Origin of the sequence: Luteimonas sp. J29 (genome assembly GCF_000472505.1) — a bacterium.
Taxonomy (GTDB): Bacteria; Pseudomonadota; Gammaproteobacteria; order Xanthomonadales; family Xanthomonadaceae; genus Luteimonas.
In genome coordinates this window covers 79445-96549 of record NZ_AWZR01000001.1, presented here as the reverse complement: position 1 = coordinate 96549, position 17105 = coordinate 79445, and the positions used below count along the sequence as shown (strand labels likewise).

Genomic DNA, 17105 nt, shown 5'->3' with positions numbered 1-17105 from the left:
ACCACCACACACTCCGGAAGAAGAGAACCGCAATGCGAATCACCCCTCACGTCACCGCCCTGGCGCTCGGCATCGCCGGCTCCCTGGCCTTCGCGTCCTCCGCCCATGCGGCGGCCTTCCAGCTGAAGGAGAACAGCGCCAAGGGCCTGGGCCGCGCCTTCGCCGGCTCCATCAGCGCCCCGGGCGACGCCTCGGTCATCGCCACCAACCCCGCGGCCATGCGCGGCCTCGACGGGCGCCAGTTCCAGGCCGACCTGAGCGTGATCAGCTTCAGCGCCGACTTCGAGGGCACCGGCAGCTACCTCGGCGGCCTCGGCGGCCAGATCGGCGGCGGCAACGGCGGCGACGCGGGCAAGATCGCCCCGGTCCCGGCGGCCTACTTCCACGTCCCGTTCGGCGCCGAAGACAACATGCACTTCGGCATCTCGCTGACTGCGCCGTTCGGCTTCGCCACCGAATACGACCGCGACTGGGTCGGCCGCTACAACGCCGTCAAGACCGAGCTCGAGGCCGTCGACCTGGGCTTCTCGTTCTCCTACGACGTCAACCCGTACGTCTCGTTCGGCGGCAGCGTGTTCGTCGAGCACCTGAGCATCGAGCTCAGCAACGCGATCGACTTCGGCACCATCCTGTACACCGGCGGCGCCGCCGCGCTGGGCTTCCGCCCGGGCAACGCCGACGGCTTCAGCACCATCAAGGGCTCGAACAACGAGATCGGCTTCACCGTCGGCGCCCTGCTGAGCCCGAGCGAGGACACCCACTTCGGCATCGCGTACCGCTCCAAGGTCGAGCACGACATCAGCGGCGGCGACGCCTACTTCGACGTCCCCGGCAACGCTGCCGCGGTGCTGGCCCAGGTGCGCCCGGGCTGGTTCGTCCCGACCAAGGGCAGCGCCACCGTGACCCTGCCCGAGACCCTGACCTTCAGCCTGACCCACCGCATCAACGAGCGCTGGACGGTGATGGGCGACGTGTCGCGCACCGCCTGGGCGCCCGCGTTCGACAGCGTGACGGTCGACTTCGAGTCCGCGCAGGACGACACCGTGCTCGAGTTCGGCTACGACGACTCGACCTTCGCCTCGATCGGCGCCGACTACAAGCTCAGCGACGCCGTCACCCTGCGCGGCGGCCTGGCCTACGACGAGACCCCGACCTCGTACCAGCACCGCGACGTGCGCGTGCCGGACCAGACCCGCAAGTGGCTGTCGCTGGGCCTGTCCTGGACCCCGAACGAGAAGACCGAGTACAACTTCGGTTACACCCACCTGTTCGTGAACGACTCGCGCGTCAGCACGAGCTCGGCCACCGCCAACCACATCTTCGGCGGCTACGACGTGGGCGGCGACATCTTCGCGGCCTCGATCAACTACAAGTTCTGATCGCCCGCCGCGATCGCGCGACACCCGGAAGGCCCCGCACATGCGGGGCCTTCTTTTTCGTCCGCGCTCAGCCCAGCCGCTGCACCAGCCAGGTCCAGGCCGGCAGCGTCGCCATCGCCAGCACGATGCCGTAACCGACCAGGGCCGCCGCCAGCCGCGGCGCCAGCCCGTGCGAGATCGACAGCGCGGCCGCGGTGACCATGGTCGGCATCGCCGACTCCAGCACCGCCACCTGGCGCATGTCGCCCTGCAGCCCGAAGCCCAGCGCCAACCCAAGGGCCAGCGCCGGCAGCAGCACCAGCTTGAGCGACAGGCCGAGCGCCAGCGGCCCGACCTCGTCGCGCGGCAGGCGCAACTGGATGGTCATGCCCACCGCCAGCATCACCAGCATCAGCATCACCGACGCCAGCTGGCCGAGCGCGGTCGCGATCCAGGCCGGCGGCTGTTCCGGCATCAGGGTCAGGCCGAACACCAGCGCCCACACCGGCGGGAAGCGCACGATCCGCAGCGCGATCTCGCGCACGCCGGGCGGGTGTTCGCCGCCGTAGCGCGCCAGCACCACCAGGCCCACGGTCGAAAGCATCACGAAAGTGCCGAACTGGTCGTAGACCACCGCATACGGCAGCGCTTCGTCGCCGAGCAGGGCCTGGATCATCGGATAGCCGATGAAGCTGGTATTGCCCAGCATCGTGCACATCAGCAGCGCGCCCAGCTCGTCGCGCCGCAGCCGCATGCGCGGCGCCAGCAGGCGCAGCGCCACCCAAGCGGCCAGCGCCAGCAGCCACGGCACGGCCACCAGGCCCACCAGCGCCGGATCGAAGCGCAGGCGCGGCACGTAGACCAGGATCGCCGCCGGCAGGCAGACGTAGAGCACCACCAGGTTCAGCGTGTCCGCGGCACTGTCGGGAAACATCCGGAACCGGGCGAACAGCATGCCCAGCGCGAGCATGACCAGCGCGAGGGCAAAGGCATCGAAGGCCATGGAGGGCCGAAGTCCGTGGGGAGGGGGAGCAATGATAGGGGCCCGTGGCGGGCGCACCATCGTTCATTGGTGGGGCAGCGGGGGATCATCCGGCCCCGTCCCCCGAATCGATGGTCCCGGGGGGAGCCGTGGAAGGATCAGAAGGCCATCGTTTCCCCATCCGCCGGCACCCGCACGCGGTCCTCGAGGCCGTTCTGCCGGACGTGGTCGCGCAGCACCTCGCGCGACAGGGTCATGTGGTTGATCGCGTCCATGTGGGTGGCGACGATGGCGGCCCCCGGCGCGGCGCGGGCAGCGCGCAGCACGTCGTCGCGGCCCATGATGATCGAGCCGGTGAAGCCGAGCACGCGGGCGTCGCCGGTGTTGAGCACGACGACGTCCGGCTTGAACGCGGCCAGCGCCTGCTCCACCTCGCCATGCCAGGTGGTGTCGCCCACCACGTAGACGGTGGCCGCGCCCGGGGCCTGGAAGACCACGCCCATGGCCTGGCCCAGCAGCCCGGCGACAGGCTCGACCGCGAACATCGCGTCGGTGCCGTGCTGGCCGCCGGTGCGGGTCAGGCGCACGCCCTCGAACTCCGCGCTGCCCTCGATCACGCGCACGTCGCGATAGCCCTGGCCGCGGACCTGCTCCGCGTCGGCCTGGTGCTGGACGAAGATCGGGAGATCCTTGGGCACGAAGGCGTGCTCGCCGCCGTCCCAGTGGTCCAGGTGGGTGTGGGTGACGACGACCGCATCGACCCCGCGCATGACCTCGGCGGCCGGAATCGGCAGCTCGACCAGCGGGTTGCGCAGGTGCTGGTTGTAGGTGCCCTTGAAGCCCGGGTAGGCGCCCCTGGCGCCCAGCATCGGGTCGACCAGGAAGGTACGCCCGGCGTACTCGAGCTTCAGGGTCGCGTTGCGGATCTGCTGGATCTGCACCGTAGGAGCGGACGCAGTGGGCTCGGCGGCGGCAGCGGGCGTCCCGCCCAGGGCCAGGGACAGGGCAAGGGTGGACAACAGGGCGGTGGGTTTCATCGCGGGACTCCGTCAGGGAAGGCAGGCGGCCATTGTCGGAACGCCCCGCGAGGCATATAACTGGCCCACGAGACCATTACCGATGCCTTCGGGCCACCGGAGCACCCATGTCCGCCTCCGTCCCGGTGGTCGCGCTGATCGCCTATCCGCGCTTCAGCCCGTTCCACTTCGCCATGCCGTACATGGTGTTCGGCACCCATGCGCCGGGCCAGCCGCTGTTCGAGCTGCGCATCGTGGCGCCGGACGAGCAGGCCCTGAGGGCCGAGCGGGCGCTCGCGCTGGAGCCCGACGGCGGCCTGGAACTGGCCGACACCGCAGACATCCTGGTGGTGCCCGGCTGGCACGACCTGGACGACGCGCCCTCGGCCGCGTTGCAGGACGCGCTACGCCGGGCCCACGCCCGCGGCGCGCGCGTGGTCGGCCTGTGCTACGGCACCTACGCGCTGGCCTATGCCGGGCTGCTGGACGGACGCCGCGCCGCCACCCACTGGATGGCCGAAGACGACTTCTCGCGCCGGTTTCCGCGGGTAGCGCTGGACGCGAACGCCCTGTACGTCGAGGACGACCGGCTGGTCACCTCGGCCGGCGTCGGCGCCGGACTCGACTGCTGCCTGTACATCGTGCGCCAGGTGCATGGCGCCCGCGTCGCCAACCGGCTCGCGCGCGGACTGGTGATCGCCCCGCACCGCGAGGGAGGCCAGGCCCAGTTCATCGAACAGCCGGTGGCCGCGTCCACCCAGGACGCGAAGATCAACGCCCTGCTCGACCACCTGCGCACCCACCTTGCCGCCCCCCACACGGTCGACGAGCTGGCCGCGCGCACCGCGATGAGCCGCCGCACGTTCACCCGCCACTTCCGCAAGGCCACCGGCATGACCCTGGTCGAGTGGCTGGTCAACGAACGCCTGCGCCGCGCGTGCGAGCTGCTGGAGACCACTTCACTCCCGGTGGAGAAGATCTCCGACCTGGCCGGATTCCAGACGCCGGTGTCGCTGCGCGAGCACTTCAGGAAGCGCCACCGGGTGAGTCCGAGGGAGTGGCGGCGGACGTTCGGGACGCGGGAGGGGATGCACGCGGGCGCATGATTTCCGGCGCGGACCCCTCCCCGCCTGCACCGCTATGCGCCGAGCGCGGCCCCCTCGGAGACCAAACCGATCTCGCTCTCTATGGCCACGGAATCCGGCCACTTCGATCAATGCCGCCCCTTCCCATGGTGTAGGGTAGACCCCTCGTCAGGAGGGATTCCGGATGCGAACACTAGGGATGGTGGCGTGGTTGGGGCTCGCAGCGTGCGCCGCGCCGGGTACCTTGCCTGATGACGGACGCGCGCATGCGGATGGGGACGGAAGTCCGTCGGCGACTTCGGTCCGTGAGCAAGCCTGGGGAACCCCGCCTGCCGGAGCCTTTACTGGCGTCTGGCAGTCATGCGAGGACGCGCCCTCGCCCGGGGAATGCAGTCGCTACGTCCTGGTACAACAAGGCGATCGGATCTGCGGTACCTGGTCCTACGTCGCCTCCGGAAAATCGTACGAGGGCAGGGTCGTTGCGCGGGCCACGTCTTCGACTGAAGCGCGACGCACCCACGTGTGCGGCCGTCCGGGTTCCGAGACCGACACGGAATGCAGCAGCGGATGGCAACACATCGACAAACCATTGCTGTTGTGCAATGGCAATCTTGGGGATCTTGCAGGCGCAAACGGCGCGTGTATCGCCGATTTCGGGCAAGCGCCCACGTTGCGAAGCGAGTGGGAAGCGCTGCAGGCGGAGCCATGGGTACGGGAGTGCCTGTCCGGCGCGCCATGACGGATCCGTCCCATAAGGAAATGGATCATGACCGACGCGAATCCCCTGACCGGGAACGAGCTGCAGGCGGCGGCCTACTTCGCCGTGGGTGTGACCTCGGAAGGGAGCATCGCCGGCCGCGATCTTGCCTAGCGCTTGAGCTTCGCCGGTAACGTAGGTCCGGACGGCCGTATGCGGCCCGTGGCCAACAGTGGCTATTCGTTTGGCACGATGCAGGTCGATCTCGGACAGCATCCCGCGGTGGCCCGCGACCTGCCCGATCACTACCAGGCGTGGGCGGCGTCGCAACCCGACCGTGCATTGGAGTCTGCACCGGACGAGTACGAAACGTCAGCCGCGTGCGCTCAGGAATGCGAGGCGCTTGATGCTGCCGGCAAGACCATCCGGGACGCGGTGGGCACCGTACGGCAGACCCTGCCAGCAGCTCGGTCGCTCGCTGCCGCTGCCGCTGCCTCCAGCCAGATTGCCGCGGAACGTCGCTTCCCCATCGGTTTGGGGTAACTTCGGCACCGGTGTCCCATGGCTCGGGGAGTCCGATGGCCACGCTGATTCCGAACCGCGGCAGTTGTCTGTCGCGCATGACGCCGGGTGAACGACGCTTCTCCGCGCGCCTGGACGACAAGCTCGACGACGAGTATCTGTGCTGGTACGACGTGCCGATCGGCCCGCGCTACCGGCACCCCGACTTCGTGGTGCTGCATCCGTCGCGCGGCTTCCTGGTGCTCGAGGTCAAGGACTGGAAGGCGGAGACCCTGGCCGAACTCGATCGCGACCGCGCCGTCATCGACACCGACCGCGGGCGCGTCACCGCGCCCAACCCGCTGCGGCAGGCGCGCGAGTACGCGATGGAGATTGTCCGCCTGCTGCAGCAGGACCCGGCGCTGTGCCATCCCCCGGGAGACAAGCGCGCCGGCAAGTTGTTGATGCCGTGGGGTTTCGGCGTGGTGCTGACTGGCATCACCCGCAGCCAGTTCGAGTTGATGGAGCTGGAGCACTTCCTGCCCCCTGGCAGTGTGATCTGCCGCGACGAGATGACCGAGGGCGTGGACACCGAGGAGTTCCAGAAGCGGCTGTGGGACATGTTCCTGATGCCCTTCCCCTGCCTGCTCAGCCTGCCGCAGATCGAGCGCGTGCGCTGGCATCTGTTTCCGCAGCTGCGCATCCAGGTGCAGGGCGACCTGCTGGCGGCGCCGGCCAGGGACGAAGCGGCGCCGGTCGGGATTCCCGACATCATCCGGGTGATGGACCTGCAACAGGAGCAGCTCGCCCGTTCGCTGGGCGACGGCCACCGCGTCATCCACGGCGTGGCCGGCTCAGGCAAGACCATGATTCTCGGCTATCGCTGCGTGGAGCTCGCCCGCCGCCAGCACAAGCCGGTGCTGGTGCTCTGCTTCAACAAGACCCTGGCCAGCCGGCTCGGACACCTCATGCAGGGCCACGGCGTCCACGACCGCGTAGCCGTGCGCAACTTCCACGAATGGTGTCGCGAACAGCTCAAGAGCTACGGCCTGCGCATGCCGCCGCGGCAGGACAGCGCGGACGCGTATGCCCAGCTGCTGGTGCAGTCGGTGATCGACGGCGTGGAGTCCAGCGCCATCCCGCGCGGTCAGTACGGTGCGGTGCTGATCGACGAAGGCCACGACTTCGCCCCCGAGTGGCTGCGCCTCGTGGCCCAGATGGTGGACCCTGAGACGAATTCGCTGCTGCTGCTCTACGACGACGCCCAGAGCCTGTACGGCGGCCCCGGCCGCCGCAGATTCTCCTTCGCCAGCGTCGGCATCCAGGCCCAGGGCCGCACCACCATCCTGCGCCTGAACTACCGCAACACCCTGGAAGTGCTGGCCGTCGCCAAGGCCTTCGCCGAGGAAGTGCTGACCGGCCAGGACGCCGACGACGACCACGTGCCCGTGGTCGCCCCCGAGAGCGCCGGCCGGCGCGGCCCGATGCCGGAACTGTGGCGTGCGCGCAACATCTGGGCCGAGGCGGACATCATCGCCGAACGCATCCAGGACGCGACCGCCAACGGCGCCAGTCCCAACGACTTCGCCGTGCTGTGCCACTCCAACCAGCTGGCCGGACTGATCGCCAAGCAGCTGCAGAAGCGCGGCCTGGCCGTGCTGCTGGCGTCGGACAGCCAGCGCCGCGCCATGTTCAACGGCCCACCCTCGGTCAAGGTGATGACCATGCACTCAAGCAAGGGGCTGGAGTTCGACACGGTGTTCATTCCCGGCGTCTGCGAGCTTGCAAGCCACGACGAGGATGCCGGGCGGAAGCAGCAGCAGGTGCGGGTGCTCTATGTCGCCATGACGCGAGCGCTGCGGCAGCTGGAGATGTCGCACCATGGGGAGGGTGCAGTGGTGGAGCAGATCCGGCGCGTGGTGGAAGGCGTGTCGCGACGGCTGGCTGCCTGAAACACGCAAGAAGGCGCACGATCTTGCCGAAATGCGCGCCACTGTCCTGGTGGCGGCGCGCGGTCATGCCCATTCGCGGCTCAATCGAAATCGGCGTCCCGGAACTTCAGGCTGTTGGCGTTCAAACACCCCAACAATCTAAAGTTCTAATTAGATTATTTGGGCGGAATGACTGAATCAAGCGATTTCCAAATTGGATTCTAGATTTCGCCCCGAGCGGTCGACACCTCCCGAAATCTAAATCACAAATTAGATTTTTCTCAAGCGCCCAGGGACAACCGCTGCCTCAGCCCGGACCAGCGTGTCGCGTGACGGGCCAGGGCGTCCTTGAGGATCGCCGCAGACGCATGCAGGTGGAGCGCATCGCGGGCGCGGGTGAGGCCGGTGTACACCAGCTCCCGCGACAGGACGCGGTTGGGACGCTCCGGCAGCACCAGCCACACCTCCCCGAACTCCGAGCCCTGCGCCTTATGCACGGTCATGGCGAAGGCGCTGTCGTGGGCGGGGAGCGCGGCGGGGTGGAAGGGGCGCGGGTTGTGCGGGTCGTCGCCGGGGAACCAAGCCATCAGGCTGCCGCTGCCGTCATGCGCCGCGGTGCCCGCTTCGCTTCGCAGGCAGATGCCGATGTCGCCGTTGAACAGACGGTGGCGGTAGCTGTTTTCGGTGATCAGCAACAGGCGGCCGTGGAAGTAGCGGCCGGCGGCCGAGGCCGGGCCGGCGCCGCGGCGGGTACCGGCGAGCAGTTCTTCGATACGGGCATTGAGGCTGCGGGCGCCTTGGGGGCCTTCGCGTACGGCGGTGAGGATGCGCAGGCGGTTGGCGCGGGCGAGCGCTTCGGCCGGGTCGGTCGTGTCGGCAAGCGCGGTCCAGTGGGCGAGCAGGTGGTCGCGGTGGGACTGCAGGGGGTCGGTGTCGCCTTCGTGGAAATGGACGCCGGAGAGCTGGCCGCTGCGCAGGAGTGCCAGTGCGCGGTCGGCGTCGCCGCTGCGGACGGCGGTGGCGAGGGGAGCCACGTCGAGGGCGGCGCTCTGGCGGTAGCCGCGGGCGAGGTGGATGTGGCGGACGGGGAAGGTGGGGGCATGGGCAGCTGGTCGGAGAGCACCCCCACCCGCGCCTTCGGCGCGACCTCCCCCGCGAGCGGGGGAGGTGTCGGATGTGGCGCGCGGATTGGATGCAGCGGCGAGGATGCCGGCGAGGACGTCGCCTGCTTCCACAGAAGGCAGCTGGTCCGGGTCGCCGAGGAGGACCAGGCGGGCGCCGTCGGGGACGGCTTCGACCAGCTTGGCCATCAGCGGCAGGTCGATCATCGAGGCTTCGTCGACCACCACCACGTCGAAGGGCAGCGGGTTGTCGGCGTGGTGGCGGAAGTCCGGGCGGTCGGGGATGGTGCCGAGCAGGCGGTGCAGGGTGGTGCCGGTGGTGGGCAGGTGGGATGCGAGCGCGGGGTCGATGCCGAGCGCGGACAGGGTCTGCACGGCGTTGCGCACGCTCTCGGCCATGCGTTCGGCGGCGCGGCCGGTGGGCGCGGCCAGGGCGATGCGCGGGGGCGCGCCGCCGGCCTGCAGCGCCTGCGCGACCAGCAGCACCAGCATGCGGGTGATGGTGGTGGTCTTGCCGGTGCCGGGGCCGCCGGTGACCAGCAGCAGGTGGTGGTGGAGCGCGGCGGCGGCGGCGTGGGCCTGGAGGTCGCCGCCGGTCGCGGCCTGGGGGAAGAGCTGGGCGAAGAGGTTGGCCAGGGGGGTGGGGACCTGGGCGGCTTCGTCGCCGGCAGGAGGCGCGGGCGGGCCCCCATCTGCCCTTCGGGCATCTTCCCCCGCAGGCGGGGGAAGAGGTGCGGCGGGGGCGCTTTCGCCGATGCGGCGCAGGCCGGCGGCCAGGCGGCGCTCGTACTCGCGGTAGCGGCGCAGGTAGAGCAGGCCGTGTTCGAGGACGAGGGGCGCTTCGGCGGGGGATTCGGCGTCGCCGGCGTCAGGCCGGGCGACCCAGTGCGAGGAGGCCAGGGCCTGGCGCCAGGTCTCGGGGGTGGGCCAGTCGATCGGGGCGTCGACCAGCTGGTGCGGCTGCGCGGGATCGAAGCCAGCGTGGCCTGCGGCAACGGCCAGCGAGGCCAGGGCGGCGGCGGCGAGAACGGCGTCGGGGGTGTCCGGGTCGAGGCGGCGCAGGCTTTCGGCCAGAGCGTGGTCGAGGGTGCGGAGGTGGCCGCTTCGGTGGAGGGTACTGAGGAGGGTCATTTGGTCGGCTCCGGCGGCCCCCACCCCGGCCCTCCCCCGCTGGCGGGGGAGGGAGCGGATCCGGCGGGATTCGGCGTCTGCGGCCCCGGCCCTTCACCGGGGTCGGAGGAAGGAGCGCATCCGGCAGGCTCCGGTGGCGCGTGTCCGGATCCTTGGCCACCCGCGTGGGAGCGCGTGGAGTCGCCGGCGAACAGGGCGTCCAAGGCGTGGACGAGGTCCGGGTCGAAGCGCCAGGCGTGGATGCCCTGGCCATCGTTGCGGGTGGCGTCGATGCCACGGCAGAAGAGGTAGCGGACACCGCCGAAGTCACGGGCGTAGTCGTAGGCCTCGCCCAGCCGGAAGCGGAGCCAGCGGTGCAGGGCGAGGGTGTAGAGCAACGCCTGCAGGTGGTATTCGTTGTGGGCCATGGCGTCTTGCAGCTGCGCGGGGGCGTAGCCGGGCAGGCGGTTGGATTTCCAGTCGAGGACGTACCAGCGGCCGTCGTGCAGGTAGGTGAGGTCGATCAGGCCGGTCATCAGGCCTTCCAGCCGGCGGCGCAGGCCGAAGCCCTGACGGCCGGTGAGCAGGCCGTGGCGGTGCAACAGGGACAGCAGCGCGTCGACGCGGGTGGGGGCGAGGGCGAACTGGAATTCGATCTCCGGGCGGCGGTGCGCGTCGGGCACGGCCGCGAGGGTGGTGCCTTCGGGCAGGCGGGTATTGAGGGTGTGGCCGACCATGGGCACGATCAGGGCCACGCCGTCATCGATGTCTGCGGCCGCATAGCCGCCCTTGCCCAGGGCCTCGGTGATCTTGCGGCGTTCGCCTGCGGGTGCGTCGTCGCCGGCGTGCCAGCCCTGCCAGGCGGCGAAGTCGGCATGTTCGAAGACTTCGTGCAGCACCACACCGAAGCGCGTGCCGCCGAAGCGCGGGTCGACGTCGATATCGGTGTCGGTGTCGGTAGCGTCGGTGGGCGCGGCGTCGGGGTCCGGATCGGGCTCGTCGCGGCCGCCCGGGGCGGGCTGGGTGGCGGCGCCGGACAGGTCGTGGCCGGCGTCGGCGTTGGCCAGCTGGGTGAAGCTGTAGACCCACCAGTCGCTGGCGAGCGGGCGCTTTGGCGCGCGCGCGCGGGGGACGTCGTCCTTTTCGTCGGCGCCCAGCCAGGGCAGCTGCGCAGGCGGCGGCGCGGCATCGATGGCGATGGCGTCTGGCGCGCGCGCAACAAGCGCGTCGAGGTCGGACACCATGGTCCACAGCGGCGACTGCGCGTGGTTGTAGAACAGGCCCGTCGCCAGCCATAGCGCGTCGCGGGCGCGGGTGAGACCGACGTAGAGCAGGCGCGCGTTCTCGGCGCGCTCGCCCTGCAGCCAGGCCTCGCAGGCCCGTTCCCATCCGCTCGCCTCCTCCTGCAGTTTCCAGTGCAGGGCGCGGCCGCGCCCGTCGTGGACGACGACCCGGCGGCCCGGGCTCGGCGCGCGTGCGCCGATGCCCGCATACGGCAGGAACACCAGCGGGTACTCCAGGCCCTTGCTCTTGTGCAGGGTGACGATCTGCACCCGGCGCGCGTCCGACTCCAGGCGCAGCTGCTGCGCCTCGTCGTCGGCGCTGGCGCCGGCGATCGCGCGCGCCAGCCAGTCGAGCAGCCCGTGCAGGCCGAGCGTGGTGCGCTGCGCCTCCTGCAGGTGTTCGGCCAGCTGCAGGTAGTTGGTGAGGCGGCGTTCGCCGTCGGCCAGGCCGAGCAGGCGCCGCGCGGCCTGCGCGCACAGTTCGCCGACCAGGGCCAGCGGACCGCCGCGCTGCAGGCGTTCGCGCCAGCCCAGCGCCTCGAGCTGCCAGCGCTGCAGGGCCTCGCCCCGGGCGAGCGCGGCGATCGCGTGCGCGTCGTGGCCCAGCAGCACCGTGGCGAGCGCCGCGCGCAGGCGCTGGTCGTCGGCGCCGTGCACCAGCGCCTGCAGCAGGGTGTGCAGCTCGTGCGCCTCGGGCGTGGCGAACAGGCTCTGGCGGCCGGCGGCGACGGCCGGGATGCCGGCCGCGGCCAGCGCGTCGCGCATGCGCGTGGCGTCGCGGTGGGTGCGGACCAGCACCGCGATGTCGCCGGGCTGGACCGGACGGTCGCCGATCGTCGCGCGGCCCTCGCGCGCGTCGCGCAGGACCGAATGGATCGCGGCGACGCAGGCCCGGGTGGCGAGTTCGCGCGACGCCGGCGCGCTGTGCGGCTTGAGTTTGCCGCTGCGGTCCACCTCGGTCGGCAACGGTGCCCGCCACAACGTCACCGCCGGCGCCGGCGCGCCATTGCGCAGATACGCGGCATCGTCGCGCTTGCCGCCCGGCTGCACCGGATGGAAGCGGATGCGGCCGTCGATGAAGGGCGGCGGCACCTTGTCGGCGTCCGCCTCGTGCACCGCCTGCGCCTGCGCGTACAGCGCCTCGATGCCCTGCAGCACGCAGGGCCGCGAGCGGAAGTTGTGCGCCAGCGGCGGCGCCTCCTGCGCGGTGGCGACGGCGTCGAGGTAGGTCTCGACGTCGCCGCCGCGGAAGCGGTAGATCGCCTGCTTCGGATCGCCCACCAGGAACAGCGCCGGCTCCGGGCTGGCGGCGCCGAAGGTGCGGTGGAAGATCCGCCACTGGCGCGGATCGGTGTCCTGGAACTCGTCGACCAGGGCGACGCGGTACTGCGCGCGCAGCCGCGCGACCAGCGCGTCGGCGTGCGGGCCGTCGAGCGCGTCGGCGACGCGCGCGATCAGGTCGTCGTAGGTGAGCACCCGCGCCTGCCGCTTGTGGGCCTCCAGCCGGCGGCGGGCGTCTTCGCGGACGCGGTGCAGCAGCGCGACGCGGCGCGCGCCGGTCATGCGCCCCGCCTCGGCCAGCGCATGGGCGTAGGCCTCGACCGCATCGCACAGCGGCGAGTCGGGCGTGCGCCCGGCGCCGGCCTTGCTGGTGCGCAGGCGCAGCGTGTCGCGGTGCAGCTGGCCGAGCTTGCCATGCTCGAACGGAGCGTCCGGCACGCCGCTGCACCAGCGGCGCAGCTGGTCGAACAGGTCCTGGATCCAGTCCGCCCGGTAGCTGCCGCCGTGCAGCACCTTGCCCTCGACCGCGCGCAGCAGCTCGTCGCGGAACGCGTCGCCATGCGTGCGCGCGGCTTCGGCGAAGGCCTGCTGCGCGGCCTGCAGCATCGGGCCGGGATCGGGCAGGTCCGCGGGCGGCGGCGGCCGCAGCACCGGCTCGCCGGTGAGCAGGGCAAGATCCGCGGCCAGCGCATCGGGGCCCTGCGGCCACAGCGCGTGCAGGTCCTCGACCGCGGCCACGTCGCGCGCATGGGCACGCCACAGGTCGGCGGCGATGGCCGCGCGCAGTTCCGAGTCGCTGGCGAGCAGTTCGGGCGGGTCGAAGCCCTGCCCGCTTTCGAGCGGATGCTCGCGCAGCACCCGCAGGCAGAAGCCGTGGATGGTGGAGATCGCCGCGAGGTCGATGCCGTCGGCGGCCTGGCGCAGGCGCCGGCGCAGCGCGGCCGGCGTTTCGGTGCCGCGGGCGAGGTGCGCGTCGATCAGCCGGCGCATCAGCGGCGCGTCATCGGCGCCCGGACACTCGTTGCCGGCGGCGAGTTCGGCCGCCAGCAGCAGCCGCCGGCGCACGCGCGCGCGCAGCTCCTGGGTGGCGGCCTCGGTGAAGGTGACCGCGAGGATCCCGTCCACGCCCAGGCCACGCTCGATGACCAGGCGCGCGAGCAGGGTGGCGAGGGTGAAGGTCTTGCCGGTGCCGGCCGAGGCCTCGATGGCGAACACGCCTTCGAGCGGCTGGGCCAGGTACGGGTCGGACGCGCTCATTGGCCCTCCTCCGGCTCGAAGCGCGCGGCCAGCCCCGCGAGCGCGTCGGCATCGACGCCTTGGTAGACCTGGCCCGCGCGCAGGGCGAGGAACACCGTCATCGCCAGGTCGGCGAAGCGCAGCAGCAGCGCGTCGTCCGCGAACGGATCGCGTCCGCGCAGCACCTGTCCGATCGCCTCGCCCTGCCCTTCGGCATAGCCGCCGTTGCCGCCGCCATGCCACTGCGCCCGCGCGGCGGCGACCGCGCTGGCCTCATCCTTGTCGCAGCTGAAGTAGGCCCAGGCGCTGTAGGGTGCGTACGGCAGCGGTTCGCGCAGGCCGGTGGCGCGCAGCTCCAGCAGCCGGCGCAGGGCGGCGCGCGCGGCCTGCGGCGACAGGTCGGGCGATTCGTGCGGGCCGTGGCCGTCGCTGCCGGCGTCGTGGAACTCGACCAGGCGCAGGTCCAGGCCCGCCGCGCGCGCCAGCAGCCAGTCCAGGCCATGGCGGATCGCGGCCGGCCCGTTGAGCTTGCCGAAGCGCAGGCGCGCGATGCCGTCGGGATACACGCCTTCGATGCGGCCATGCATGCGCACCCCGTCGATCTGCACCTCGGCGGCCACGGACCGCGGCTGCGCATCGCCGCGCCACTGCGAGAACGCGTCCACCCACGGCGCCAGCGTCCGGCGCGCCTCGGCCAGCACGCGCCGCCCCGGCGCGGCCGACGGCAGCAGGCCGCGCGCGCCCAGGCGGGCGTGGATGCGCGCGTCGTCGTGTCCCTGCAGCAGTTCCTCGAACAGCGCATGCTGCAGCCGGCTGCGCTCGAGCCCGCCCGCCGGCGCGTCGAGCGGCTCGAGGTCCTCGCCGCGCTCGTCGATGCCGACCAGGCGCACGTCCATGCGCCGCAGCAGTTCCTCGGCCGGCCGCATCAGGAAGCGACGCAGCGCGGACAGCGGCAGGTCCGGTTCCGCGTCGGGCGCCGGCAGCGGTTCGCCCTCGAACCACGGCGGCAACGGCGCGCGCCGGCGCCCGGCCCCGGCTGCGGCCTCGCGCCAGTGCGCGGCGTAGGAGAAGCGGCGCGGATCGCCGCCGGCGCCGAACGCCTCGGCGGAGAACGGCTGCAGCGGATGGCGCACGACCAGCGCCTCGGCCACGTCCTCCGCGGCACCGGGCGCGTGCTGCGCGGCCGCGGCTTCGAGCAGCTCCGACACCAGCACCGAGGGCTCGCGGCGGCTGCCGTCGCGCGGGTCGGCGCCCTGCCAGCTCACGTAGAACGCGTCCTGCGCCGCGGTGAACAGCTGCAGGAACAGGAAGCGGTCGTCGTCGCGGTTGGAGCGGTCGCCGGCGCGGCGGCGAGACGTGCCGAGTTCGGCGGTGAGGCGGTTGAGCCCCGGCGCGGGATCGCGGCGCGGGAACTCGCCGTCGTTGAGGCCGAGCACGCAGATCACCCGGAACGGCAGCAGCCGCATCGGCACCATGCGCGCGATGCTCACGCCGCCGGTGAGCAGCGGCGCGCGCGTGTCCGCCTCGGCGAGCACGGCGGCGAAGTGCGCGCGCACCGCCTCGGCCGGGACCGGGGCGGTGAATCCGGCCTGTTCCGCGCTCTTCGCGAACGCATCCACGAGCGCGCGCAGGCGGTCGAGCGCACGCTGCGACGCCGGGCTGGACGGCGGCCGCGGCAGCAGCGCGTCGAGCAGGCCCAGCAGGCGCTCGCGCCAGCGCGCGGGCGGCATCGCCTCGCCCAGGACCTGTGCCTGCCGCGCCAGCTCGCGCAACAGGCGCAGCAGGGTGTCGAGCGCGTCCAGCGCGCCGCCTTCGAGTTCCGGCAGCGGCGCGACGAGGCGGCCGTCGGGCGCGGCCACCAGCGCGTCGCTGCCGCTGGCATGGCCGAGCAGCAGCCGGTCCAGGGCGAACGTCCAGGTGTAGGCGTGGTCGGCCGGCGCATCGAAGCGCGCGCGATGCTCGCCGTCCAGGCCCCAGCGCGCGCCGGCCGCCGAGAGCCAGGCGTGCAGCTGCTCGAGCGCGGGCGCGTCGAGTCCGTTGGCCTCGGCCAGCGCCGGACTGGCGAGCAGGTCGAGCACCTCGTGCAGGCCGAAGCGCGAGACCGGCAGCGCCAGCAGGCGCAGGAACACCTCGGCCAGCGGTTCGTTGGCGAGCGGGCTGGCGTCGGCCAGCGCGTAGGGAATCGCGTCGCCCTGGCCGCGGCCACCGAAGACCGCGTCGAGGTAGGGCAGGTAGGGATCGATGTCCGGCGCCAGCACCGCGACCTCGCGCGGTTGCAGCGGCGGATCGAAGCGGTCGTCGTCGAACAGTGCGCGCAGCTGGTCGCGCAGCACCTGCAGTTCGCGCAGGCGGGTATGGCAGGCGTGGAACTGCAGGCTCGGGTCGCTGCGGTCCACCGCCTCGCGCAGCGGCCAGCCGGGCGCGCCGCGGCGGTGGAACAGGTCCGACTGCAGCCGCCGCAGCAGGCTGCCGTGGAGCCGGCCGCCACCGTCGCCCGGGTCGGCGTGGACATCGAGTTCGGCCGAGGCGTGCACCACCTCGTGGTCGCCGACCAGGCGCATGAAGTCGACGCCGGCCACGCCCCAGGCCTGGAGCAGGCGGTTCTCGCCGCCGGCCAGCAGCGGGCCTTGCGCGTGCAGCTCGGCCTCGGGCAGCCGGCGCACCTTCTGCAGGTCGCCCCAGTAGTCCTTCACCGGCGAAGGCACGAAGCAGTGCAGGGTCCCGACCCGGGCCTGGGTGGCGATCACGCGCAGCACGTCGGGCGAGACGTTGAGGGTGGCGAACGCGCACAGCCGCGGCGGCAGGCCGGCGGGCAGCGGCCCGTCGTGGCGGCCGTGGCGCTCGAGGTAGGCCTGGATCCGGCGCGCGCGGTGGGCGCGGCCGCGGGCCACCCGTCGCCACAGCTCGGCCTGCGGGTCGTCGGGGTCCGCGCCCGCCTCCCAGCGCAGCAGCCAGTCGCGGCGCCACGCCTGGTACTTGCCGAACACCCCGGCCAGTTCGCCGGCCAGCGACCAGGCACGCAGCGGGTCGTCGCCGCCGACGTAGGCGGCGATGCCCGCCAGCGCCGGCCGCGCCAGCAGCACCGGGTCGGTGAGCGCGGCGTACAGGTGCCAGCGCAGCACCTCCGGCTCGAGTTCGTCCGGGGTCGGGCCGAGGTTGGCTTCCAGCGCCAGGGCCACGAACTCGCCCGGGGTGAGGAAGGCGATGTTCGCGGCCACGCCGTGGCGTTCGGCCAGGGTGGCCTGCAGCCAGCGCCGCATCGCCACCTGCGGAATCAGGACCACGTCCGGCGCCAGCGGCCGCCGCGGGTCGGCGGGCGTGCGCAGGACGTCGGCCAGCACGCCCGCCAGCACCTCCAGCGCGTTGGAGTGGTAGAGCCGGAAGTCGGGCTGCGCGGGGTCGGCCATGTCCGGGCATTGTGCCGGAGCCGCTTCGCAGGACACGAGACCCGGGGGCCGCGCCCGGCATGCGGGCGCAACGCGGCCGGGGCTTGCCTTATACTTG

9 protein-coding genes are annotated in these 17105 nt (G+C 72.1%); 4 read left to right on the top strand and 5 right to left on the bottom strand.

Features of this window, described 5'->3' with window-relative positions:
* The first annotated feature begins 32 nt into the window (after positions 1 to 32).
* A complete protein-coding gene (locus tag LUTJ29_RS0100390; protein ID WP_027070803.1) occupies positions 33 to 1379 on the top strand; it encodes an outer membrane protein transport protein in 1347 nt (448 codons plus the stop codon).
* 67 nt (positions 1380 to 1446) lie between these two features.
* Here the strand turns inward: LUTJ29_RS0100390 and LUTJ29_RS0100385 are convergent, their stop codons facing one another.
* Both LUTJ29_RS0100385 and LUTJ29_RS0100380 read right to left on the bottom strand, forming a co-directional pair.
* A complete protein-coding gene (locus tag LUTJ29_RS0100385) occupies positions 1447 to 2361 on the bottom strand; it encodes an AEC family transporter (RefSeq protein WP_027070802.1) in 915 nt (304 codons plus the stop codon).
* A gap of 137 nt (positions 2362 to 2498) precedes the next feature.
* Positions 2499 to 3377, bottom strand: a complete 879-nt coding sequence (locus LUTJ29_RS0100380) for an MBL fold metallo-hydrolase (protein ID WP_027070801.1) — start codon at positions 3375 to 3377, stop codon at positions 2499 to 2501.
* A 107-nt stretch (positions 3378 to 3484) separates the two neighbouring features.
* Here LUTJ29_RS0100380 and LUTJ29_RS0100375 point away from each other — a divergent pair, with 107 nt between their 5' ends.
* The 3 genes from LUTJ29_RS0100375 to LUTJ29_RS0100360 all read left to right on the top strand — a co-directional run bounded on the left by LUTJ29_RS0100375 (position 3485) and on the right by LUTJ29_RS0100360 (position 7591).
* Positions 3485 to 4462, top strand: coding sequence for a helix-turn-helix domain-containing protein (locus tag LUTJ29_RS0100375; RefSeq protein WP_027070800.1), 978 nt, complete (start codon positions 3485 to 3487; stop codon positions 4460 to 4462).
* 898 nt (positions 4463 to 5360) lie between these two features.
* Entirely contained in the window at positions 5361 to 5681 is a 321-nt protein-coding gene (locus tag LUTJ29_RS0100365) for a hypothetical protein (protein WP_144774706.1), read from the top strand.
* A 35-nt stretch (positions 5682 to 5716) separates the two neighbouring features.
* Positions 5717 to 7591 (top strand): 3'-5' exonuclease, encoded by a 1875-nt coding sequence (locus LUTJ29_RS0100360; protein ID WP_232221118.1) that lies wholly within the window; start codon positions 5717 to 5719, stop codon positions 7589 to 7591.
* A gap of 260 nt (positions 7592 to 7851) precedes the next feature.
* On the opposite strand, the gene recD is transcribed toward LUTJ29_RS0100360, so the two are convergent.
* Genes recD through recC form a run of 3 tightly spaced genes read right to left on the bottom strand, consistent with a single transcriptional unit; the run spans position 7852 to position 17008 of the window.
* Positions 7852 to 9822, bottom strand: a complete 1971-nt coding sequence (gene recD, locus LUTJ29_RS15570) for an exodeoxyribonuclease V subunit alpha (RefSeq protein WP_043740104.1) — start codon at positions 9820 to 9822, stop codon at positions 7852 to 7854.
* The gene (locus LUTJ29_RS15565) at positions 9819 to 13622 is read right to left on the bottom strand and encodes an exodeoxyribonuclease V subunit beta (RefSeq protein ID WP_084524505.1); all 3804 of its coding nucleotides are present in this window, start codon (positions 13620 to 13622) and stop codon (positions 9819 to 9821) included. Before LUTJ29_RS15565 ends, recD begins: the two co-directional genes overlap by 4 nt.
* Positions 13619 to 17008, bottom strand: coding sequence for an exodeoxyribonuclease V subunit gamma (recC, locus tag LUTJ29_RS15560; protein ID WP_043739975.1), 3390 nt, complete (start codon positions 17006 to 17008; stop codon positions 13619 to 13621). The genes LUTJ29_RS15565 and recC overlap by 4 nt, the downstream gene beginning before the upstream one ends.
* Between the last annotated feature and the right edge of the window lie 97 nt (positions 17009 to 17105).